Source organism: Streptomyces sp. NPDC005574 (assembly GCF_040605435.1).
In the GTDB taxonomy this organism is placed as follows: domain Bacteria; phylum Actinomycetota; class Actinomycetes; order Streptomycetales; family Streptomycetaceae; genus Streptomyces.
The window spans coordinates 17,362-37,304 of record NZ_JBEXCW010000023.1; the positions used below are offsets into that span (position 1 = coordinate 17,362).

The 19,943-nt window shown below is 72.3% G+C and carries 19 protein-coding genes, 1 pseudogene and 1 riboswitch; of the genes and pseudogenes, 15 read left to right on the top strand and 5 right to left on the bottom strand.

Annotation, left to right across the window (positions count from 1 at the left end):
• The first annotated feature begins 34 nt into the window (after window positions 1–34).
• The gene (locus tag ABZT03_RS17485) at window positions 35–1,732 is read left to right on the top strand and encodes an NAD(P)/FAD-dependent oxidoreductase (RefSeq protein WP_356039976.1); all 1,698 of its coding nucleotides are present in this window, start codon (window positions 35–37) and stop codon (window positions 1,730–1,732) included.
• 75 nt (window positions 1,733–1,807) lie between these two features.
• Here ABZT03_RS17485 and ABZT03_RS17490 read toward each other — a convergent pair whose 3' ends face one another.
• Window positions 1,808–2,494, bottom strand: a complete 687-nt coding sequence (locus tag ABZT03_RS17490) for a DUF5995 family protein (RefSeq protein ID WP_356039979.1) — start codon at window positions 2,492–2,494, stop codon at window positions 1,808–1,810.
• A 340-nt stretch (window positions 2,495–2,834) separates the two neighbouring features.
• Window positions 2,835–3,189: pseudogene (locus ABZT03_RS17495) on the bottom strand (hypothetical protein); the annotation flags it as partial.
• 113 nt (window positions 3,190–3,302) lie between these two features.
• Here ABZT03_RS17495 and ABZT03_RS17500 point away from each other — a divergent pair.
• Window positions 3,303–3,761 carry a thioesterase family protein gene (locus ABZT03_RS17500; RefSeq protein WP_356039981.1) on the top strand — a complete coding sequence of 153 codons (459 nt, stop codon included), beginning with the start codon at window positions 3,303–3,305 and terminating at the stop codon, window positions 3,759–3,761.
• On the opposite strand, the gene ABZT03_RS17505 is transcribed toward ABZT03_RS17500, so the two are convergent.
• A complete protein-coding gene (locus ABZT03_RS17505) occupies window positions 3,721–4,932 on the bottom strand; it encodes an MFS transporter (RefSeq protein WP_356039983.1) in 1,212 nt (403 codons plus the stop codon). The two genes, ABZT03_RS17500 and ABZT03_RS17505, sit on opposite strands and share 41 nt — an antisense overlap.
• A gap of 119 nt (window positions 4,933–5,051) precedes the next feature.
• Here ABZT03_RS17505 and ABZT03_RS17510 point away from each other — a divergent pair, with 119 nt between their 5' ends.
• The 10 genes from ABZT03_RS17510 to ABZT03_RS17555 all read left to right on the top strand — a co-directional run bounded on the left by ABZT03_RS17510 (window position 5,052) and on the right by ABZT03_RS17555 (window position 14,242).
• On the top strand, window positions 5,052–6,296 hold the full coding sequence (locus ABZT03_RS17510; RefSeq protein WP_356039985.1) for an ROK family transcriptional regulator: 1,245 nt from the start codon (window positions 5,052–5,054) through the stop codon (window positions 6,294–6,296).
• Window positions 6,297–6,590: 294 nt separating this feature from the next.
• Window positions 6,591–6,721: riboswitch (FMN riboswitch) on the top strand.
• 144 nt (window positions 6,722–6,865) lie between these two features.
• Window positions 6,866–7,471, top strand: a complete 606-nt coding sequence (locus ABZT03_RS17515) for a riboflavin synthase (protein WP_356039987.1) — start codon at window positions 6,866–6,868, stop codon at window positions 7,469–7,471.
• On the top strand, window positions 7,468–8,109 hold the full coding sequence (locus ABZT03_RS17520; protein ID WP_356039989.1) for a nicotinamide mononucleotide transporter family protein: 642 nt from the start codon (window positions 7,468–7,470) through the stop codon (window positions 8,107–8,109). Before ABZT03_RS17515 ends, ABZT03_RS17520 begins: the two co-directional genes overlap by 4 nt.
• Window positions 8,106–9,395: a bifunctional 3,4-dihydroxy-2-butanone-4-phosphate synthase/GTP cyclohydrolase II gene (locus ABZT03_RS17525; RefSeq protein WP_356039991.1), complete on the top strand. Its 1,290-nt coding sequence runs from the start codon at window positions 8,106–8,108 to the stop codon at window positions 9,393–9,395. The genes ABZT03_RS17520 and ABZT03_RS17525 overlap by 4 nt, the downstream gene beginning before the upstream one ends.
• A 20-nt stretch (window positions 9,396–9,415) precedes the next feature.
• Window positions 9,416–9,901, top strand: coding sequence for a 6,7-dimethyl-8-ribityllumazine synthase (ribH, locus tag ABZT03_RS17530; protein WP_356039993.1), 486 nt, complete (start codon window positions 9,416–9,418; stop codon window positions 9,899–9,901).
• A 32-nt stretch (window positions 9,902–9,933) separates the two neighbouring features.
• A complete protein-coding gene (locus ABZT03_RS17535; protein WP_356039995.1) occupies window positions 9,934–10,206 on the top strand; it encodes a phosphoribosyl-ATP diphosphatase in 273 nt (90 codons plus the stop codon).
• Between the two features lie 50 nt (window positions 10,207–10,256).
• A complete protein-coding gene (gene hisG / locus ABZT03_RS17540) occupies window positions 10,257–11,105 on the top strand; it encodes an ATP phosphoribosyltransferase (RefSeq protein ID WP_356039997.1) in 849 nt (282 codons plus the stop codon).
• Window positions 11,106–11,128: 23 nt separating this feature from the next.
• The gene (locus ABZT03_RS17545) at window positions 11,129–11,584 is read left to right on the top strand and encodes a PH domain-containing protein (protein WP_356039999.1); all 456 of its coding nucleotides are present in this window, start codon (window positions 11,129–11,131) and stop codon (window positions 11,582–11,584) included.
• Window positions 11,585–11,831: 247 nt separating this feature from the next.
• Window positions 11,832–13,157, top strand: a complete 1,326-nt coding sequence (locus ABZT03_RS17550; RefSeq protein WP_356040001.1) for a hemolysin family protein — start codon at window positions 11,832–11,834, stop codon at window positions 13,155–13,157.
• Entirely contained in the window at window positions 13,154–14,242 is a 1,089-nt protein-coding gene (locus ABZT03_RS17555; RefSeq protein ID WP_356040003.1) for a hemolysin family protein, read from the top strand. Before ABZT03_RS17550 ends, ABZT03_RS17555 begins: the two co-directional genes overlap by 4 nt.
• A 28-nt stretch (window positions 14,243–14,270) precedes the next feature.
• Here ABZT03_RS17555 and ABZT03_RS17560 read toward each other — a convergent pair whose 3' ends face one another.
• A complete protein-coding gene (locus ABZT03_RS17560) occupies window positions 14,271–16,133 on the bottom strand; it encodes an AAA family ATPase (RefSeq protein ID WP_356040006.1) in 1,863 nt (620 codons plus the stop codon).
• A 432-nt stretch (window positions 16,134–16,565) separates the two neighbouring features.
• The gene (locus tag ABZT03_RS17565) at window positions 16,566–17,195 is read right to left on the bottom strand and encodes a hypothetical protein (protein WP_356040166.1); all 630 of its coding nucleotides are present in this window, start codon (window positions 17,193–17,195) and stop codon (window positions 16,566–16,568) included.
• A gap of 337 nt (window positions 17,196–17,532) precedes the next feature.
• Here ABZT03_RS17565 and ABZT03_RS17570 point away from each other — a divergent pair, with 337 nt between their 5' ends.
• The 3 genes from ABZT03_RS17570 to ABZT03_RS17580 all read left to right on the top strand — a co-directional run bounded on the left by ABZT03_RS17570 (window position 17,533) and on the right by ABZT03_RS17580 (window position 19,913).
• Window positions 17,533–18,900, top strand: coding sequence for a peptidase C39 family protein (locus tag ABZT03_RS17570; RefSeq protein ID WP_356040009.1), 1,368 nt, complete (start codon window positions 17,533–17,535; stop codon window positions 18,898–18,900).
• 147 nt (window positions 18,901–19,047) lie between these two features.
• Window positions 19,048–19,188 carry an SCO1431 family membrane protein gene (locus ABZT03_RS17575; protein ID WP_356040012.1) on the top strand — a complete coding sequence of 47 codons (141 nt, stop codon included), beginning with the start codon at window positions 19,048–19,050 and terminating at the stop codon, window positions 19,186–19,188.
• Between the two features lie 65 nt (window positions 19,189–19,253).
• On the top strand, window positions 19,254–19,913 hold the full coding sequence (locus ABZT03_RS17580) for a TetR/AcrR family transcriptional regulator (RefSeq protein WP_356040014.1): 660 nt from the start codon (window positions 19,254–19,256) through the stop codon (window positions 19,911–19,913).
• Window positions 19,914–19,943: the final 30 nt, after the last annotated feature.

Sequence of the window (19,943 nt, forward strand, 5' to 3'; positions counted from 1 at the left end):
CCCAGTCTTCGCCCGCGCAAGGAGTCCGTACCCCATGACGTCCACGGTGCCCACCGCCGTCCAGCACGCCGACGAGCAGCAGCCGCCGATCACCATGTTCGGGCCGGACTTCCCGTACGCCTACGACGACTTCCTCGCCCACCCGGCGGGCCTCGGCCAGATACCGGCGACCGAGCACGGCGCCGAGGTCGCGGTCATCGGCGGCGGCCTGTCCGGCATCGTGGCCGCCTACGAGCTGATGAAGATGGGCCTCAAGCCCGTCGTCTACGAGGCCGACCGGATCGGCGGCCGGCTGCGGACCGTCGGCTTCGACGGCTGCGACCCCTCGCTCACCGCCGAGATGGGCGCGATGCGCTTCCCGCCGTCCTCCACGGCGCTCCAGCACTACATCGACCTGGTGGACCTGGAGACCAGGCCGTTCCCCAACCCCCTGGCGGAGACCACGCCGTCCACGGTCGTCGACCTCAAGGGCGAGTCCCACTACGCGGAGACCGTCGAGGACCTGCCGCAGGTGTACCGGGACGTGGCGGCCGCGTGGAACCGCTGTCTCGAGGAGGGCGCCGACTTCACCGACATGAACCGCGCGCTGCGCGAGCGGGACGTGCCGCGCATCCGGGAGATCTGGGCGAAGCTCGTCGAGAAGCTCGACAACCAGACCTTCTACGGCTTCCTCTGCGACTCCGAGGCGTTCCGGTCATTCCGGCACCGGGAGATCTTCGGCCAGGTCGGGTTCGGCACCGGCGGCTGGGACACCGACTTCCCCAACTCCATCCTGGAGATCCTGCGCGTCGTCTACACCGAGGCCGACGACCACCACCGCGGCATCGTCGGCGGCTCGCAGCAACTCCCGCTGCGGCTGTGGGAGCGCGCGCCGGAGAAGATCGTCCACTGGGCGTACGGCACCTCGCTGGCGAGTCTGCACGAGGGCGGCGAGCCCCGGCCGGCCGTGACCCGGCTGCACCGCACCGCCGGCAACCGGATCACGGTGACGGACGCGAACGGGGACATCCGCACCTTCCGGGCGGCCGTCTTCACCGCCCAGTCCTGGATGCTGCTGTCGAAGATCGCCTGTGACGACTCGCTCTTCCCGATCGACCACTGGACGGCGATCGAGCGCACCCACTACATGGAGTCCAGCAAGCTGTTCGTGCCCGTGGACCGGCCGTTCTGGCTGGACAAGGACGAGACCACCGGCCGGGACGTCATGTCGATGACGCTCACCGACCGCATGACGCGCGGCACCTACCTCCTCGACGACGGTCCGGACAAGCCGGCCGTCATCTGCCTCTCGTACACGTGGTGCGACGACAGCCTCAAGTGGCTGCCGCTGTCGGCGAACGAGCGGATGGAGGTCATGCTCAAGTCGCTCGGCGAGATCTATCCGAACGTCGACATCAGGAAGCACGTCATCGGCAACCCGGTGACGGTCTCGTGGGAGAACGAGCCCTACTTCATGGGCGCGTTCAAGGCGAACCTGCCCGGCCACTACCGCTACCAGCGGCGCCTGTTCACCCACTTCATGCAGGACCGGCTGCCCGCGGACAAGCGGGGCATCTTCCTCGCGGGCGACGACATCTCGTGGACGGCCGGCTGGGCCGAGGGCGCGATCCAGACGGCGCTGAACGCGGTCTGGGGCGTCATGCACCACTTCGGCGGGGCGAGCGACCACACCAACCCGGGCCCCGGCGACCTCTACGACGAGATCGCTCCCGTCGAACTCCCCGAGGACTGATCCCGCCCCGGTTCGCCGGCCCCCGACCCCGCCGGCCCGCCCGTTCCGGTCCCACCCACCGGGCCGGGGCGGGCCTCAGTCCGGCAGGGGCGTCAGCAGCATGCGTCCCGCGAAGCCGACCGCCGCGTCCAGACGGTCGGTGAACTCCCCGGCGAGGTCGGGGATTTGGCGCAGCGCCCACAGTGCGCGGGCCGCCGCCCAGGTGGCGTCCCGGGCTCGCTCCAGGCTCCAGGCGCCGAGCAGATGGGTCAGCGGGTCGGCGACCTGAAGGAGGTCGGGGCCCGGCATCAGGTCCTCGCGGATGCGCTCCTCCAGCGAGACGAGGAGATCGCCCACGCGGTCGAACTCGTCCTCCAGCTCGACCGGTTCGCAGCCGAGCGTACGACAGGCGTCCACGACGGCGAGCGCGAGGTCGTGCCCGATGTGCGCGTTGATACCCGCGAGGGCGAACTGCAGCGGCCGTACGCCCGGGTGGCGGCGGAGCTGGAGCACGGGCCGCCAACAGGCCGGTGGGCGCCGCTCGTCGGCGACCGCCTCCACCGCGTCCAGGTAGCGCTCGGCGAACCGTACGTCCAGCGTGGTCGCGGCGCGCGCGTCACCGAGGAGACCGGCGTCGATGTGCCGGTCCACCGCCTCGGTGACCGCGAGGTAGACACGGTTGAACACCGCCACGCCGTCCCGCGCCGGCAGGCTCGCGTCGAGCGCGCGCATCCGGGAGACCACCGCGTCGACGGGGGTGGTGACTTGTTCGCATTGCACCATGGGGGCAGAGTCCCAGCTTTACCCCGACCCGGGTACCGACGGGCCGCAGGCTTCCCCAGAACGGGGGAACGCACCCGCCGGGTCGTCAGACACCAGCCGCAACGGCAACGGCAACGGCAACGGCAACGGCAACGGCAACGGCAACGGCCGCCCGACCGGCGGTTCTACGAGTTGGCGCGCCGCCCCCGCCGCTCGGTCCGCCCGCACGCGGTTCGCTCCCCTGGTGCACAGGCCGTCCGCGGCCTCAGCCGACCTTCGCGTCGTAGGACGACGTTCCCTCGTCCAGGAGCGGTTCCCGAGTCCTCCAGTGGGCGGGCGCGAACACGCGCAGGGCGTGGGAGCCGACGACCAGGCCGAGGAAGATCGCGATCCGGGACCAGAAACCACGCAGACAGACGACCGCCAGACCGGTGAAGACCATCAGCGGCAGGGCCGTCCACTGGTCCTGCGGCCACCCGGCCCCGGGTCGCCGGCAGGAAGACGACGGTGGCGACGCCGGACATCATGAGGGCGAGGTCGGGTTCCAGGCCCATCAGGACCGGCGCGGCGAACGGCGCCCCGGACATCGCGACCGCCTGCTGCGCGCCGAGCCCGGCCGTGCGCGGCCAGGTCAGCCGTTCGTAGGGACGGACCACGGCTCCGGGCGCCGGGGTGCGTCCGTCGCCGTGCAGGGTCCGGCGGACGCCGAGATCCATGGTGCGGTTCGCTTTCGGCGTGCGGGCGTTCGTCGACCACTGCCGGGCGGCGGGCGAGGATGAGCGACCGCTTAGGATAGTGATCGTTGTCCCATACACCCAGGAGTTGCGCCGTGACCGCCGAAGCCCCGACCGCCCCCGCCCTGTCCCACGGCCGGCTGATGCCGGTCACGGTCCACTTCGACGACCTGGACGCGCTCGGCATGCTGCACAACGCCCGCTACCCGCTCCTGGTCGAACGGGCCTGGACCGAGTTCTGGCAGGGCCACGGCATCCGCTTCGACGGCGACTGGGCGAGCGCCGGGGATGCCTGCAACGTGGTCAGGGAACTCCGGATCTCCTACGAGGTCCCGGTCACCCGGAGCGGCACCTACGCCGTCCACATCTGGCTGGAGCGACTCGGCACCACCGGCCTGACCTACGGCTTCCGGTTCTGCTCGGCGGACGGCGCCACCACCTACGCGCGCGGCACCCGGGTGCTGGTGCGGCTGGACGCGGCGACCCTGCGCCCCGCGCCCTGGAGCGAGGGCTTCAGGGCCGCGGGCCGGGAACTGCTTCGGCCGGCGGACTGAGCCGGGGCCGGTCACGGTCCGCCGCGCGCAGCACGCCCGCGAAGGCCACGAGCCCGCACGCCAGCACGGTCACCAGGCCGAACGACACCATCAGGCTGGTCGCCTGGGCGAGGCCGCCGATCGCGCTCGGCGCGACCAGGCCGGAGGTGTAGGTGATGGTCGCGACGCCCGCGATGGCCTGGCTCGGGTTGGGGCCGCTGCGGCCCGCCGCCGCGAAGCACAGCGGCACGACCACCGCGATGCCGAGGCCCATCAGCGCGAACCCGCCCATCGCCACCGCCGGATGGCCGGCCACGACCACGAGCAGTCCGCCGAGGACCGCGAGGACACCGCCGGCCCGGACCGTCGCCACCGAGCCGAACCGGTCCACCACCCGGTCGCCGGCTATCCGCGCGATCGCCATGGTGAGCGTGAAGCCCGTCGTGCAGGCCGCGGCGAGCCCGGCCGAGGACTCCAGCCGGTCGCGCAGATAGACCGCCGACCAGTCCAGGCTGGCGCCCTCCGCGAACACCGCGCAGAACCCGACGGCGCCGATGAGCAGCGCCGACCTGGGCGGCAGCGCGAACCGGGGCGGCGGCTCCTCGTCCTCGGCGGGCTGGATGTCGAGGACCCACGTGCACGCGCCCACGCCGAGCACGGTCAGGATCCCGGCCGCGAGCAGGTGGTGCACCCGGGCGTCGGCGCCCAGGTGAGCGGCGAGGGTGCCGGCCGCCGAGCCGATCAGGGCGCCCGCGCTCCACATGCCGTGCAGGCCGGACATGATCGAGCGGCCGAGGCGGTTCTCGACCTCGACGCCGAGGGCGTTCATCGCCACGTCCGCCATGCCCGCCGTGGCCCCGTACACGAACAGCGACACGCAGAGCGTCAGCAGGTTCGGGGCGAGGGAGGGCAGGGTCAGCGCCAGCGTCCACAGGGCGATCAGTCCGCGCAGCGCGTTGCGGGCGCCGAAACGGTGGGTGACGCTGCCCGCCAGCGGCATCGCGAGCGAGGCACCCAGTGCCGGGAAGGCGAGGGCGAGGCCGAGCTGGCCCGCGCTGACCGAGGCGTGGTCCTGGATCCACGGCACGCGCGTCGCGAACGAGCCGGTGACGGCGCCGTGCACGGCGAAGACGGCGGCCACGGCGTACCGGGCTCGTCTGACCTCGCGCTGCTCGTAGACCACTGCACTCATTCTCCGACCCTCCCAGGTCTGTTCCCCGCTCGGCCGACGTAAACTATCAGGGACCCTGCCTGATAGATAGCGAGTAACCGGTCGCCCGCCCGCGACCCCGGATCTGGAAGGATCCCGGCATGCCCGCATCCCCGAGCACCGCCCGGGCCATCAACGACCGGCTCGCCCTGCGTCTGCTCCAGCAGGAGGGCCCGTTGACGGCGGGGCAGCTCAAGCAGCTGACCGGACTGTCCCGGCCGAGCGTCGCCGACCTCGTCGAACGCCTCGCGCTGGCGGGCCTGATCGCCGTCGTGGGGGAGTCGGGGGAGCAGCGTCGCGGCCCGAACGCCAAGCTCTACGGCATCGTCGCCGACCGGGCCCACCTCGCGGCCCTCGACGTACGCCTGGAGGGGGTCTCCGTGGTCGTCTCCGACCTCCTCGGCCGGGTGCTCGCCGAGGCGTCGGTGCCGATCGGACCGGACGCGGGCACCGGACCCGCGGTGGAGCAGGCGGTCACGCTGGTCGAGCGTACGGCCAAGGAGGCGGGGGCCGACCGGCTGCACACCGTCGGCATCGGCGCCCCCGGCCTGATCGACCCGGCAGGCGGCGAACTCCGTGACTCCACGGGGCTGCCCGCCTGGCACCGCCGGCTCGTGGCGGCCCTCCAGGAGCGCTTCCCCGACGCCCGCTTCAGCGTCGAGAACGAGACCAACCTCGCGGCGCTGGCCGAGCAGCGCGACGGCGCCGCCCGGGACCGGGACACCTTCGTCCTGCTGTGGCTCGGCATGGGGATCGGCGCGGCCGTCGTCCTGGACGGCGCCCTGCGCCGGGGCGCCTCCGGTGGCGCGGGCGAGATCGGCTTCCTGCCGGTGCCCGGGACGGCGGGGCTGCCGTCGGCCACCGACTGCGGCGGCGGGTTCCACTCGCTCGCCGGGGCGGCGGCCGTCGCCGACCTCGCGGCACGGCACGGCGTGGCCGAACGGGCCGGGGCACAGGGGGAGAAGTCGGGGCCCGGACGGGGGCAGGGCGCGGCCGCGCTGGTGCGCGCCGCGGTCGAGCGGGCCGGCGCCGACCCGTCCGCCGGGCGCTTCCTCGACGCCCTCGCCGACCGGGTGGCCCTCGGTGCCGCCGCCGTCATCTCCGTCCTGGACCCCGGCTGCCTGGTGCTGGCCGGCGAGATCGGACGCGCGGGCGGGGACACGCTCGCGGCCCGGGTCCAGCGCCGGCTCGCCCGGCTCTCGCCGCTGCCCACCGAGGTGCGCTCCAGCGCCCTGGGCGGCGGGGCGGTCCTGCGGGGGGCGCTGCTGACGGCGCGGGACCGGGCCCAGGAGGAGCTGTTCGCGCCACCGGGGAGCCGGCCGGCGCTCGTCACGCGCGCGTACTGAACGGGCCCGCCGCCCGAGGGCGATGGGGGGCCCGGCGGCGGGCAAGGGCCGTCGTCACCGCCGCCGGGCCGGACCGGGAGGGGCGGGTGGAACCCGCTCACCTGCGCCGACCCTAAAAGGACTAGACCATGCCGGTCAATAGGTATGGACCAATAGCAAGTCGCCCCGGACGGCCGGAGGTTGACGCCGCCACAGGCCGCCGGAGAAGTCCAGGCAAGGGTGCTGTGAGCCAGCCCACATCGTTCGCCCGTATGGACGAGTGGGCGGCGTGGCACACTGGCCCTGTACCAGAAGCAGCGCACTCCGGGGTCGGTGAAAGTCCGAACCGGCGGTTACAGTCCGCGACCCGGCCGCTTCCAGCGGCCGGTTGACCAGGTGAAATTCCTGGACCGACGGTTAAAGTCCGGATGGGAGGCAGTGCGCGGCGGGCGGGCATTCGTGCGCGCCGCCGAACCGGTTCGTCCATGGGGCGAGCCCTGTCCGGCGTCGCATCCGGTGTCCTGCTCGTTCATTCTGTCGTCATCGACAGCCCCGGAGTCCGTGCCCCAAGAGGCAGGAGGACCCGGGAAGTGTTCACCGGAATCGTCGAAGAGCTGGGCGAGGTCACCGCCGTCGAGAACCTCGGCGACGCATCCCGCTTCCGGCTGCGCGGCCCCGTCGTCACCGAGGGCGCGAAGCACGGCGACTCCATCGCCGTGAACGGCGTCTGTCTGACCGTCGTCGACCACGAGGGCGACGAGTTCACCGCGGACGTCATGGCCGAGACCCTGGACCGCTCCAGCCTGGGCGCCCTCACGGTCGGCTCCCGCGTCAACCTCGAACGCCCCACCGCCGTCGGCGCGCGCCTCGGCGGCCACATCGTGCAGGGCCACGTCGACGGCACCGGCCGGGTGCTGGAGCGCAGGCCCTCCGAGAACTGGGAGATCGTCAAGGTCTCGCTCCCCGCGGACCTCGCCCGCTACGTGGTCGAGAAGGGCTCCATCACCGTCGACGGCATCAGCCTCACCGTCGTCGACGCCGGCGCCGACCACTTCACGGTCAGCCTCATCCCCACCACCCTCGACCTGACCACGCTCGGCCGCAAGCAGCCCGGCGACCCGGTCAACCTCGAGGTCGACATCATCGCCAAGTACGTCGAGCGCCTGCTCGCCACCGGAGCGGGGGCGGCCCGGTGAACCGGCTGAACTCCGAGGCATTCGTCCTGTTCGACCAGCACATCCTGTGGTCGGACATGATCGGCAACATCTTCGGCCTGATCGCCCTCGCCCTCGGCTGGCGCCGTTCCATCTGGAGCTGGCCCGTGCAGTTCCTGTCCGGCCTGGTCCTCTTCGGCGCCTTCTACAGCCACCTGACCGGCAGCGCCGGCAAGCAGGTCGTCGTGATGACCGTCGCCGGCTGGGGCTGGTGGCAGTGGAACCGCCGACGGCACCAGGGCGAGGACGGCCAGATCTCCGTGCGCTTCGCCACCTGGCGCGAGCGGGCCGCGATGCTCGCCGCCGCGGCCGCCGGCACCGTCGCCGTGGCCCTCCTCTTCAAGGCGTACCCGAGCCTGTCGTGGGACCCGTGGCCGGACGCCTACATCTTCGTCGGCACCGTCGTCGCCATGTACGCCCAGGCCCGCGGCATGGTCGAGTTCTGGTTCGCCTGGCTCCTGGTCGACCTGGTCGGCGTCCCCCTCAACTTCGCCAACGGCTACGCCTTCTCCGGCTTCGTCTACGTCATCTACGGCGCACTCGTCCTGTGGGGCATGCGCGACTGGTGGCTGCGCTCCCGCCGGGACTCGCGGCCCGTCCTGGAAGGAGCCCCCGCATGACGTCCGCCCCGATCCTCTACAGCACCGACAACATCGAGGACTGGTCGCTCGACCCGATCGAGCAGGCCGTCGCCGACATCGCGGCCGGCCGCCCCGTCGTGGTCGTCGACGACGAGGACCGCGAGAACGAGGGCGACCTCGTCATCGCCGCCGAGAAGGCCACCCCGGAGATCGTCGCCTTCATGATGAGCGAGTGCCGCGGACTGATCTGCGCGCCGATGGAGGGCGAGGAGCTCGACCGGCTGAAGCTCCCGCAGATGGTCGACGACAACACCGAGTCGATGAAGACCGCGTTCACCGTGACCGTGGACGCGTCCGGCGCCCACGGTGTGACCACCGGGATCTCCGCCTCCGACCGGGCCACCACGCTCCGGCTGCTCGCCGGCGGCACCGCCGTCGCCGACGACTTCGTCCGCCCGGGCCACATCTTCCCGCTGCGCGCCCGCTCCGGCGGCGTGCTGGTCCGCAACGGCCACACCGAGGCCGCCGTCGACCTGGCGCGGCTCGCGGGCCTGCGCCCGGCCGGTGCGATCGTCGAGATCGCCGGCGAGGACGGCCGCATGCTGCGGCTGCCCGAACTGATCCCGTTCGCCCGCAAGCACGGCCTGACGATCATCTCCATCGAGGACCTGATCGCCTACCGGCGCGGCGCCGAACCCACCGTGCGGCGCGAGGCGGAGGTGCGCCTGCCCACCGTGCACGGCGCGTTCACGGCGTACGGCTACCGCTCCACCGTCGACGGCGTCGAACACGTCGCCCTGGTCCACGGCGACATCGGCGAGGGTGAGGACGTGCTCGTCCGCATCCACTCCGAATGCCTCACCGGTGACGTCTTCGGCTCGCAGCGCTGCGACTGCGGTCCCCAGCTCGACGCCTCCCTGGACCGCATCCAGGAGGAGGGCCGGGGCGTCGTGGTCTACCTCCGCGGCCACGAGGGGCGCGGCATCGGCCTGATGTCCAAGCTGCGCGCCTACGAACTCCAGGAGCGCGGGCGCGACACCCTCGACGCCAACCTGGAGCTCGGCCTGCCCGCGGACGCCCGCGACTACGGGGCCGGCGCGCAGATCCTGGAGGACCTCGGCGTCCGCAGCCTGCGCCTGCTGACCAACAACCCCGAGAAGACCGACGCGCTGCTGCGCCACGGCCTCAAGGTCACCGGCCGGGAGCCGATGCCCGTACAGGCGGGCGAGCACAACCTCACCTACCTGCGCACCAAGCGGGACCGGATGGGGCACGACCTGCCCTGGCTGGACGCGGCCCCCGTGTCCGCCTGCGGCAACCAGTAAGAACGGAACTGAGGAGAGACGTGAGCGGCAAGGGTGCACCGGAACTGTCCGTACGCAACGTCGGGGACCTGCGGGTCGCCGTCATCGCGGCGCAGTGGCACGAAAAGGTGATGGACGGCCTGGTGGACGGCGCCCTGCGCGCCCTGCACGACCTGGGGATCGACGAGCCGACCCTGCTGCGGGTCCCCGGCAGCTGGGAACTCCCGGTCGTGGCCAAGGTGCTGGCCGGCCGGGGCTACGACGCGATCGTGGCGCTCGGCGTCGTCATCCGCGGCGGCACCCCCCACTTCGAGTACGTGTGCCAGGGCGTCACGGGCGGCCTCACCCAGGTCTCCGTCGAGACAGGCGTCCCCGTCGGCTTCGGTGTCCTCACCTGCGACACCGAGGAACAGGCCCTGGACCGGGCCGGGATCGAGGGCTCCAGCGAGGACAAGGGGCACGAGGCGGTGACGGCGGCGGTGGCGACCGCGGCCACCCTCCGCTCAGTATCCGAACCCTGGCGCTAGGGCGTCCGGCACACGCGTAAAGTGGGGCCACCATGTCCAATAAGACGTTCGAGGAGCTCTTCACCGAGCTCCAGCACAAGGCAGCCCACGGCGATCCCGCCACGTCCCGCACCGCGGAGCTGGTCGGCATGGGCGTCCATGCCATCGGCAAGAAGGTCGTCGAAGAGGCCGCGGAGGTCTGGATGGCCGCGGAGCACGAGGGCAAGGAGGCGGCCGCCGAGGAGATCTCGCAGCTGCTCTACCACGTCCAGCTGATGATGGTCGCCCGCGGCATCTCCCTGGACGACGTGTACGCCCACCTCTGAGCCGACGCCCACCACCGCACCGTACGCAACGAACAAAGGAAGCCGACCTCATGCTGCGCATCGCCGTCCCCAACAAGGGTTCCCTGTCAGGCCCCGCGGGGGAGATGCTGCATGAGGCCGGCTACCAGCAGCGCCGCGAGTCCAAGGAACTGCGGATCGTCGACCCGGTCAACGACGTCGAGTTCTTCTACCTCCGCCCCCGCGACATCGCGATCTACGTCTCCTCCGGCCGCCTCGACATCGGCATCACCGGCCGTGACCTGCTGATCGACTCCGGCGCCCAGGCCGAGGAGATCCTCCCGCTGGGCTTCGCCCGCTCCACCTTCCGCTTCGCCGCCAAGCCGGGCACCGCGAACGGCATCGAGGACCTCAAGGGCAGGACGGTCGCCACCTCCTACGAGGGGATCGTGGCCGGGCACCTCGCCGACCACGGCGTCGACGCCTCCGTCGTCCACCTGGACGGCGCCGTGGAGACCGCCATCGAGCTGGGCGTCGCCGAGGTCATCGCCGACGTCGTCGAGACCGGCACCAGCCTGCGCAACGCGGGCCTTGAGGTGTTCGGCGAGCCGATCATGAAGTCCGAGGCCATCGTCATCCGGCGCACCGAGGCCGACGCCGAGGAGCCCAAGGTGCAGCAGTTCCTGCGCCGCCTCCAGGGCGTCCTGGTGGCCCGGACGTACGTGATGATGGACTACGACTGCCGTGTCGAGCAGCTGGAGAAGGCCGTGGCCCTCACTCCGGGCCTGGAGTCGCCGACCGTCTCCCCGCTGCACAACGAGGGCTGGGTGGCCGTCCGCGCGATGGTCCCGTCCAAGGAGGCCCAGCAGATCATGGACGACCTGTACGACATCGGCGCCCGGGCCATCCTGACCACGGCCATCCACGCCTGCCGTCTCTGAGAGCCGTACGAGAGCCGTTGACCATGTCGGACCTGCCCCCTCTCCCCGTCACGTTCCGGCCGGGCCGCACCCGGGCCGTCCTGCTCAGCGCCGGCCTCGCGATCTTCGTGGTGATCACGACGGTCGCGATGCTGCTGGAGCAGCTCAGCGCGGGCGAGCGCCTCAGCTTCGTGCTCACCGGCGCCCTGCTCTTCGCCGTGCTGCTCCTGCTGTCCCGGCCCAAGGTGGTCGCCGACGAGTCGGGGGTCACCGTGGTCAACATCACAAGCCGCCGCCGGCTGGAGTGGCCCGAGATCATCCAGGTGAACCTGCGGCCCGGCGACCCCTGGGTCTTCCTCAACCTCAGCGACGGCACGAGCCTGCCCGCCCTCGGTATCCAGCCGGGCATCGCGAAGCAGCGCGCCATCGCCGACGCGCGCACCCTGCGGGCGCTCGCCGAGGCCCGGTCCGTCCGCGACCCCGGACAGCACCGGGACTGATCCGGGGCAACTTCAGGGCCGGCCCGAGGCCGTCCACCCTGCCGAAGACACCCATGTCTTGATTAATCTGTTGGCGGAGGCTTTTTTCGCTGCGCCTCCACCCCTGCGCGCCGCCCGGCGCCCAGGGGTTCCTGCTACCCGAGGAGTGACCCTCTCCGGCGATGGACGGATCGTCCTGTAGTACCTGCGCCGCCCCCTGCCGACATACCGCGGACCCGCTCCGCGCGTACGCGGAGGCGGCGGCATCATGAGCACCCCCCTGCTGCTCCTCGGAGCGGCCCTCCTGTTGATCCTCGCCAACGGCTTCTTCGTGGCGGCCGAGTTCGGCCTGGTCACCGTGGAAGCCACGGACGCCGAGCAGGCCGCCGCCGAGGGCGACCGACGGGCCCGTACGGTCGTCGAGTCCCTCAAGGAGCTGTCCTTCCAGCTCTCCGGCACCCAGCTCGGCATCACCATCACCTCCCTGGTCGTCGGCATGCTCGCCGAGCCCGCGCTCGCCGAACTGCTGCGCGGCCCGTTCGGCGCGGCCGGCATCCCGCACGGAGCCGTCTCCGGGGTCGCGGTGGTCGTCGGCATGCTGCTCGCCTCCGCCGTGCAGATGGTGATCGGCGAACTCGTGCCCAAGAACTGGGCGGTGTCCAAGCCCATGCAGGTCGCGCGGTTCGTCGCCGGCCCGCAGCACGCCTTCGCCCGCCTGTTCCGGCCGGTGATCGCCGCGCTGAACACGGTCGCGAACCGGCTCGTCCGCGCCCTCGGCGTCGAACCCACCGCGGAGCTGGCCTCCGCCCGCACCCCCGGTGAACTCGTCTCCCTGGCCCGGCACTCCGCGCAGGCCGGCACCCTGGAACAGGACACCGCGGACCTGTTCGTACGGACGCTGTCGCTCGCCGAGCTGACCGCGCAGCACGTCATGACCCCGCGGGTGAAGGTCAGCGCCCTGCAGTCCTCGGCCACCGCCGAGGACGTGGTCAACCTGACCCGGGCCACCGGCCTGTCCCGCTTCCCCGTCTACCGCGAGAAGATCGACGAGATCGTGGGCATGGTCCATCTGAAGGACGCGCTGGCGATCCCCTCACGCGACCGGCTGCGCACCCCGGTGGGACGCATCGCGCGTCCGCCGCTGCTGGTGCCCGAGACCCTTCCGGTGCAGCCGCTGCTCGCGCGGCTGCGCAGCGAACAGCCCATCGCCGTCGTCGTCGACGAGTACGGCGGCACAGCGGGCGTCGTCACCCTGGAGGACATCGTCGAGGAGATCGTCGGCGAGGTCCGCGACGAGCACGACGGCCAGGACGTGCCGGAGCTCGCCGCCGCCCCGCCCGACGACGGCCGTCTCGCCTGGGACGCCGACGGCAGCTGCCGCGTCGACCTCCTCCGGCGCATCGGCCTCGACGTGCCCGAGGGCCCCTACGAGACGGTCGCCGGCCTGGTCGCCGACCTGCTCGGCCGGATCCCGGCCGTCGGCGACCGGGCCGAGCTGCCCGGCTGGCGGCTGTCCGTGCGCCAGGTGGGCCACTACCGTGCCGAGCGGGTCCGCCTGGTGCGGACGTCACCCGTCGTGGAGGCGGCCCGATGAGCGTGCTCCAACTCCTGTTCGCCACCCTGCTGGTGCTCGCCAACGGCTTCTTCGTCGGCGCCGAGTTCGCGCTCGTCTCCGTGCGCCGCAGCCAGATCGAACCGCTCGGCACCGCACGGGCCCGCCAGGTCCTCTACGGCCTGGAGCGGCTGCCGCAGATGATGGCGGCCGCCCAGTTCGGCATCACCGTCTGCTCGCTGACCCTCGGCGCGGTCGCCGAACCGACCGTCGCGCGGCTGCTGGAGCCGGTCTTCGAGTGGCTGCACCTGCCGCACGGGACGATCCACCCGCTCGGCTACGTCGTCGCCCTCGCCGCGGTCGTGTTCTTCCACCTCGTCATCGGTGAGATGGTGCCGAAGAACCTGGCGATGGCGGCGCCCGAGAAGGCCGCGCTGTGGCTCAGCCCCGGCCTGGTCGCCTTCGCCCGCCTGTGCCGCCCGATCACGGTGGCCCTCGGCGCCTGCGCCCAGGGCATCCTGCGCCTGTTCGGGGTGGAGCTGAGGGACGAGGTCGAGGCGGTCTTCACCAGCGAACAGCTCAACCGGCTGGTGGAGGACTCCGGCCAGGCCGGACTGCTCGACCCCGAGGAGCAGGAACGCCTGGAGGACGCCCTGGAACTGGGCTCCCGCCCGGTCACCGACGTGCTCCTGAACCGCGAGTCGCTCGTGACGGTCAGCCCCTCGGTCACCCCGGGGCAGATCGTCGCTCTCACCGCCCGCACCGGGTACTCCCGCTTCCCGGTGGCCGCGGAGAACGGCGGCGCCTTCATGGGCTACCTGCACGTGAAGGACGTACTCGATCTGGAGGAGTCCGAGCGGGCGGTGCCGCAGCACCTGTGGCGGCCCATGACGACCCTGCGCTCCGAACTGCCCCTGGACGACGCCCTGACGGTCATGCGCCGGGCCGCCACCCATCTGGCGCAGGTCGCGGACGCGTCCGGCAGGGTGCTGGGGCTCGTGGCCCTGGAGGACGTACTGGAGCTGCTGGTCGGCGAGGTACGCGATCCCGCGCACCGTGAGACGCCCGGCGTGCGGGTGACCGAGCAGCGCGCCAGCGGGACGCCCGAGCAGGCGCTGGCCGGCTGACGGACCGGGGCGGGAGCGGCGGGGCGCGTCAGGTGGTCGACGGGTCCTGCGGTCCCCGCCCCGACAGCACCTCGCCGTAGGCCTGCATCAGGTCGGGCAGCCGCAGCGTGGAGAGGTCGTCGCGGGACAGCATGCCCGGGTACGTCGACAGCCGCAGGTCCCGGTAGGCGCAGCTCTTCTCGTACAGCGTGCGCAGGAACCGCCCGTTGCCCAGCTCGTCGATCCACCCCTGGTCGACCACGTGCCCGGCGATCGAACGCAGCTCGTCGAGGGCCTCCTCGTCCCAGACGTCACCGTTGTCGGCGGCCAGCACCTCGCCGATGGAGGTGAGCTCCAATGGCCGGTACGACGGGAAGTCGACCCGGGTGGTGAAGCGGGAGGAGAGGCCGGGGTTGGCGGCCAGCAGACGGTCCATGCCCTCCGGGTAGCCGGCCAGGATCACCACCAGGTGGTCGCGGTTGTCCTCCGCCCGCTTCAGCAGCACCTGGAGTGCCTCGTCGCCGTAGGCGTCGCCCTTGCCGTAGCCGGAGTTGGAGAGGGAGTAGGCCTCGTCGACGAACAGGACCCCGCCGAGCGCGGAGTCGATCAGTTCGTTGGCCTTGACCGCGGTCTGCCCCAGGTACTCGCCGACCAGGTCGGCGCGCTGCGCCTCCACCAGGTGGTCGCCGCCGAGCAGGCCGAGCGCGTAGAAGACGCGGCCCAGGATGCGGGCGACCGTGGTCTTGCCCGTGCCGGAGGGGCCGGAGAAGACGAAGTGCCGTTTGGGCGGCTGGACGGGCAGTCCCTGCCCGGCGCGCAGCCGGGCCATGTTCAGCTGCGCGGACAACGCCTTCACCTGCCGTTTCACCGGCTCCAGGCCCACCATCCGCTCCAGCTCGGCGAGGGCCTCCTCCAGCAGGGCGGGGTCGGTGGGCCCGGCGGGCAACTGCTGCACGGGGACGACGTTCTTCTCGCGGACCGCGGGGTCGGTGACCGAGGGCAGGGGCCCGGCCGGCAGGTCGGGCTCGGTCAGCCGCAGGTCCCGTCCCTCGGTGCCGAAGAGCGGGTCGAGCCCGTCGGGTGACTCCAGCGCGTCCTGCCCGATGCCGGTGAGGGTGATCGCCGCGAGGTCGGTGGCGTCCTCGTAGCCGTCGCCCTCGGCGATGGCGGCGAGCCGGGCCGAGGTGTCCATGAAGGCGGGGTCGACGCGGTGCACCGCCCGGTACAGGGGGAGGGCGGCCGCGCTGCGGCCGGTGCCCTCGTGCGCCCGTGCCAGCCAGTAGCGCAGTTCCTTGCGCTGCGGCTGCTCGCTGCGGCAGCGCATCAGGGCGGCCGACAGGAGGGGTTCGGCCTGTCCGTACGTCTCCAGGCGGACCCGGGCCATGCCGCCGAACAGGCCCGCCTCGATCCCGAGCATGGGGTCGGCGAGCAGCGGGTCGGTGTGCCGGACGAGCTGGTCCCAGTCCTTGACCAGGTAGGCGCGACAGGCGTGCAGGAAGCGGACCTGGTGGTCGGCGTCCACCGGGGGCAGACCGGCCAGCGCCCGGTCCAGCTCGGGGACGTGCCGCCCGTCCAGCCAGTGCGAGGCGTGCGCGAGCAGCAGATCGCGGGGGGTCTCGAGCACCGGCTGCACCCACCAGCCCAGCCAGTACCAGGAGTTGAGGGAGCGGCGGTGCCGGGCGCGCTGCTCGCCGAAACGCTCCCGGTGGCGGAACATCCGCAGCAGCGCGGTCGTCATGTCCACCCGCAGCGCGTGCAGGCCGAGCCAGCCGTCGGCCATCCCCGGATCGATCCGGACAGCGGCCCGGAACTCCTCCTCCGCCTGCGGATAGGCGCCCATCGTGTAGGCGTCCACACCCCGCAGCCAGGCGAGGTCGGCCGGGGCCTCGGGGCCCTGCGTGCCGAAGTCCATCACGTCCCCCACAAACCGTGCCCCCGTGGTTCACCACCCGACTGTCGTCCGGCGGCCGGCCTGGTCCAACGGCGCTGCCGCGGACCGGAGTTGCAACGGTGCGCAGAGCAGTCGTCCGTAGGCCGCACCGAGGGCATCGTACCTGCGGTGGTGTCGCTCGCCGAAGGGTGCCGCACAGGCCGTTTGACGAGGTGGGAGCACATGGGGCGCACAGGGCGCGGTGACCCAGGGTGAGCGGATCGCGTCGCGGGGCGCCCGAAAAGGGGGCCGGAGGCAGAACGAAGCCCCCGATCACGGGGGAACAACCGGGGGCTTCGCGTCTGAGGGGCGGCCTCGAGCGGCCGCACATTCAGAACGTAAGACCTGTACGGCCCCACGGTCAAGCGGAGTTGAAGCACTCCGGGAAGTTGCTCCGCAAGGCCCTTCACGAATTCAGCACATTGCCGATGGCCCGTCACCGTGCGTGATCGACTGGTTCGGACCGGCGGTCCGGGAGGGGCCTTCGAGCACCTCGTAGCCCTCGTGCCCCTCGCCGAGCTGCCGTACCAGGAGGTCGGCGAAGGGCCGGGAGGGGTCGGCGGCGAAGTGCGCGCGTTCCGCCCGGACCCAGCCGTCCCAGAAGTCCCGCTGGTCCTTCCCGTCCCGCAGTCGTCCCCGTGTCCACGCCTGCTCGGCCGGCAACTCCAGCCACAACAGGTGGGCCAGGTGCGGGCGCAGGGCGCGGCGGCCCGCGCCGACGCCCTCCACGAGGACCACCGGCGCGGGCGGCAGGGCGCGGGGCGGGCCGAAGCGCCGGCCGTGCCAGTCGTAGGGGGAGTAGCGAGCGGTCTCGCCGCGGTTGAGGGGTTCGATCACCTGGGCCCGGAGCCGTCCCGTCCAGCCGAACAGCTCCTCGTGGCTGGCGATGTCGTCCAGGTGCAGCACCGGGGCACCGTCCAGTGCCCCGGCCAGCCGCGCGGCGAACGTGGACTTCCCGGAGCCCGCGTGGCCATCGATCCCGATCAGACGGACCGGGCCGCAGGACGGGGGCAGCCGGCGCAGCCGTGCGGCGAGCTCGTGGATGACTGTTCCCGGAGGGGTGAGAAGGGGTGGTGCGGTCGCCGGAACATTCTAGTGAGGGGTGAGAGTGAGGGGGTGGCGGCCGGCGGGGACGCGAGGACGAGGGGACGCGAGGACGCCCCGCCCCCGCGGCCGGCCGTCCGTGGAAACGGCCCGGCCGGCGAGGTCCCGCAGCAGGTCATGCCAGTGGTCGAGACCAATATTGCCTGGCGTGGCATGGGCCGAAGTGCTGGCAGGAGCATGCCTCTGCGGCCATAGTTGGCCCACCACCGCGCATCCGCCGGTGCGGCACCACCCGTTGGACCTGCCCCGACTCGGACACCTGGGAGTCATTCCGCCCATGAGCAGAGCCGAACAGCCGTCCCGTAGAACCGTTCTGGCCGTCGCGGTCGCCGCCGCGGTGGCCGGCGGCGCCACCCCGGCGGTCGCCGCCGGCCGTCCCGGCGACGCCCCCGGCGCGCCGGACCCCGCGCCGGCCCGACCCGTCGACAACCGCGCCTGGGTCACGTACACCGACTGGCGCGGCGGCGCCGCCCAGGGCACCCGGGCCGTCGCGGGCGCCCGCCCGGGCCTGGAACTCGGCAAGCCCGCCGGCACCGCCGACTACACCGACCCGCACACCGGCACGACCGCCACCTGGGCGTACGGCACCTGGACGTCCCCCGTCCACCGGCTCGCCGTCCCCGCCACCGAGGTCGTCGCCTCCTGGAACGCCCACACCCCGGCCGGCACCTGGATCATGGTCGAGCTGAAGGGCACGTACTCCGACGGCACGGACACGCCGTGGTACGTGATGGGTCGCTGGGCAGCCGGCGACCAGGACATCAGGCGCACCTCCGTGGACGACCAGGCGGACGGCAGGAGCACCGTCTGGACGGACACCTTCGCGATCGACGACGCCGCCACCGGTCTGCGCCTGGCCTCGTACCGGCTGCGGCTCACCCTGTACCGCAGGCCCGGCACGAAGCTGACGCCCACGGTCTGGCGGGTCGGCGCGATGGGCTCCGACGTCCCCGACCGCTTCACGGTGCCGGCCTCGACGCCCGCGCTCGCCCGCGAACTGGCCGTGCCGCGCTACTCGCAGGAGATCCACAAGGGCCAGTACCCCGAGTACGACAACGGCGGCGAGGCCTGGTGCAGCCCGACCTCCTCGCAGATGATCGTCGAGTACTGGGGCGGACGGCTCAGCCCGGAACAGCTGTCCTGGGTCGACCCCTCGTACGCCGACCCGCAGGTCTGCCACGCCGCCCGGTACACCTACGACTACCAGTACGCGGGCTGCGGCAACTGGCCGTTCAACGCCGCCTACGCGGCCACCTTCGAGGGTCTGCAGGGCGTGGTCACGCGGCTCGGCTCGCTCACCGACCTGGAGACGCTGATCGCGGCCGGCATCCCGGCCATAACGTCCCAGTCGTTCCTCAAGGAGGAGCTCACCGGGGCGGGTTACGGCACCTCCGGGCACCTGATGACGGTGATCGGCTTCACCGCGGAAGGCGACGTCATCGCCAACGACCCCGCCTCCGCGAGCGACGCGGCGGTCCGCCGGGTCTACCAGCGCGCCGAGTTCGAGACCATCTGGCTGCGGACCAAGCGGTACAACGCCTCCGGGAAGGTGGTCTCCGGCACGGGCGGCGTCTGCTACCTCTACTTCCCCGCGCGTCCGACCCCGCGCCAGCGCAGGGCGCTCGCGGCGGTCGGCGTCCGCTGAGCCACCACGCGTGACGAAGACGGCCCCCGGTCCTTTGGGGGCCGTCTTCGTGTGACCAAGCTCTCCGCCGCAAAAGCCGCCGCCGGTGGCAAGGTGGACATCACGGTGGGGGGAGTCCGCCAGCACCGCCGAGACCAGTGAGACGCCATGACCACACACTCAGCCACCGCCGCCCGCGTCCGCACCGGCGGCCCCGGCGACGACGACCCCAGGACCCTCGAACACGTCGTGGGGTGGACCCTCGTCGTGGTGATCGCGATGCTCGTGGCCCAGCTCGGTCTGCTGTGACCTGACCAGGACCCGACCTGCCATACTGCGGATGTCCCGCCGCCCGTTGGAGACCAGGGTCTGAATTGAAGATCAGCCAAGAGCGTGACACCGACCGCCCGCGGGCCCGCGGTACCGAGCGTTCGGTCGCGCGACGCGCCGAACTCATCTCCATCGGCCGGAAGTTGTTCGCCGACATCTCCTACGACGCCCTGTCCATGGACGACATCGCGCGGCAGGCCGGGGTCGCCAAGGGCCTGATCTACTACTACTTCCAGTCCAAGCGCGGCTACTACCTGGCGATCATCCAGGACTCCGTCGCCGACCTGGTCACCTACGCGGCGAGCGGCGTGGAACTGGAGCAGGTGGACCGGGTCCACCGCACCATCGACAGCTATCTGCGTTACGCCGAGCACAACCACGCCGCGTACCGCACGATCGTCAGCGGGGGAGTCGGCTTCGACACCGAGGTGCACGCCATCCGGGACGGTGTGCGCGAGGCGATCGTCAGGACCATCGCCGAAGGGGCGTACGGCCGCGGCGACATCAGCGCGACGGCCCGCGTGGGCCTGCTCGCCTGGGTGTGCAGCGTGGAGGGCGCGACCCTCGACTGGATCGACCGCGCCGACCTGTCCCGCGAGACCCTGGGCGACCTGCTGGTCAAGATGCTCGGCGGCGCCATGCGGGCGATCGCGGAGATGGACCCCGCCTTCCCCGCTCCCGCGCCGGCCCGCCGCGACGGCTGACACCCTTCGCACCGACGGCCGACGGCCGAG

Coding starts and splice junctions, on each gene's coding strand:
- ABZT03_RS17575 (WP_356040012.1), top strand. CDS start 19,048: ATGACCACACACTCAGCCACCGCCGCCCGCGTCCGCACCGGCGGCCCC.
- hisG (WP_356039997.1), top strand. CDS start 10,257: ATGCTGCGCATCGCCGTCCCCAACAAGGGTTCCCTGTCAGGCCCCGCG.
- ABZT03_RS17570 (WP_356040009.1), top strand. CDS start 17,533: ATGAGCAGAGCCGAACAGCCGTCCCGTAGAACCGTTCTGGCCGTCGCG.
- ABZT03_RS17505 (WP_356039983.1), bottom strand. CDS start 4,932: ATGAGTGCAGTGGTCTACGAGCAGCGCGAGGTCAGACGAGCCCGGTAC.
- ABZT03_RS17510 (WP_356039985.1), top strand. CDS start 5,052: ATGCCCGCATCCCCGAGCACCGCCCGGGCCATCAACGACCGGCTCGCC.
- ABZT03_RS17535 (WP_356039995.1), top strand. CDS start 9,934: ATGTCCAATAAGACGTTCGAGGAGCTCTTCACCGAGCTCCAGCACAAG.
- ABZT03_RS17555 (WP_356040003.1), top strand. CDS start 13,154: ATGAGCGTGCTCCAACTCCTGTTCGCCACCCTGCTGGTGCTCGCCAAC.
- ABZT03_RS17490 (WP_356039979.1), bottom strand. CDS start 2,494: ATGGTGCAATGCGAACAAGTCACCACCCCCGTCGACGCGGTGGTCTCC.
- ABZT03_RS17545 (WP_356039999.1), top strand. CDS start 11,129: ATGTCGGACCTGCCCCCTCTCCCCGTCACGTTCCGGCCGGGCCGCACC.
- ABZT03_RS17560 (WP_356040006.1), bottom strand. CDS start 16,133: ATGGACTTCGGCACGCAGGGCCCCGAGGCCCCGGCCGACCTCGCCTGG.
- ABZT03_RS17485 (WP_356039976.1), top strand. CDS start 35: ATGACGTCCACGGTGCCCACCGCCGTCCAGCACGCCGACGAGCAGCAG.
- ABZT03_RS17525 (WP_356039991.1), top strand. CDS start 8,106: ATGACGTCCGCCCCGATCCTCTACAGCACCGACAACATCGAGGACTGG.
- ABZT03_RS17550 (WP_356040001.1), top strand. CDS start 11,832: ATGAGCACCCCCCTGCTGCTCCTCGGAGCGGCCCTCCTGTTGATCCTC.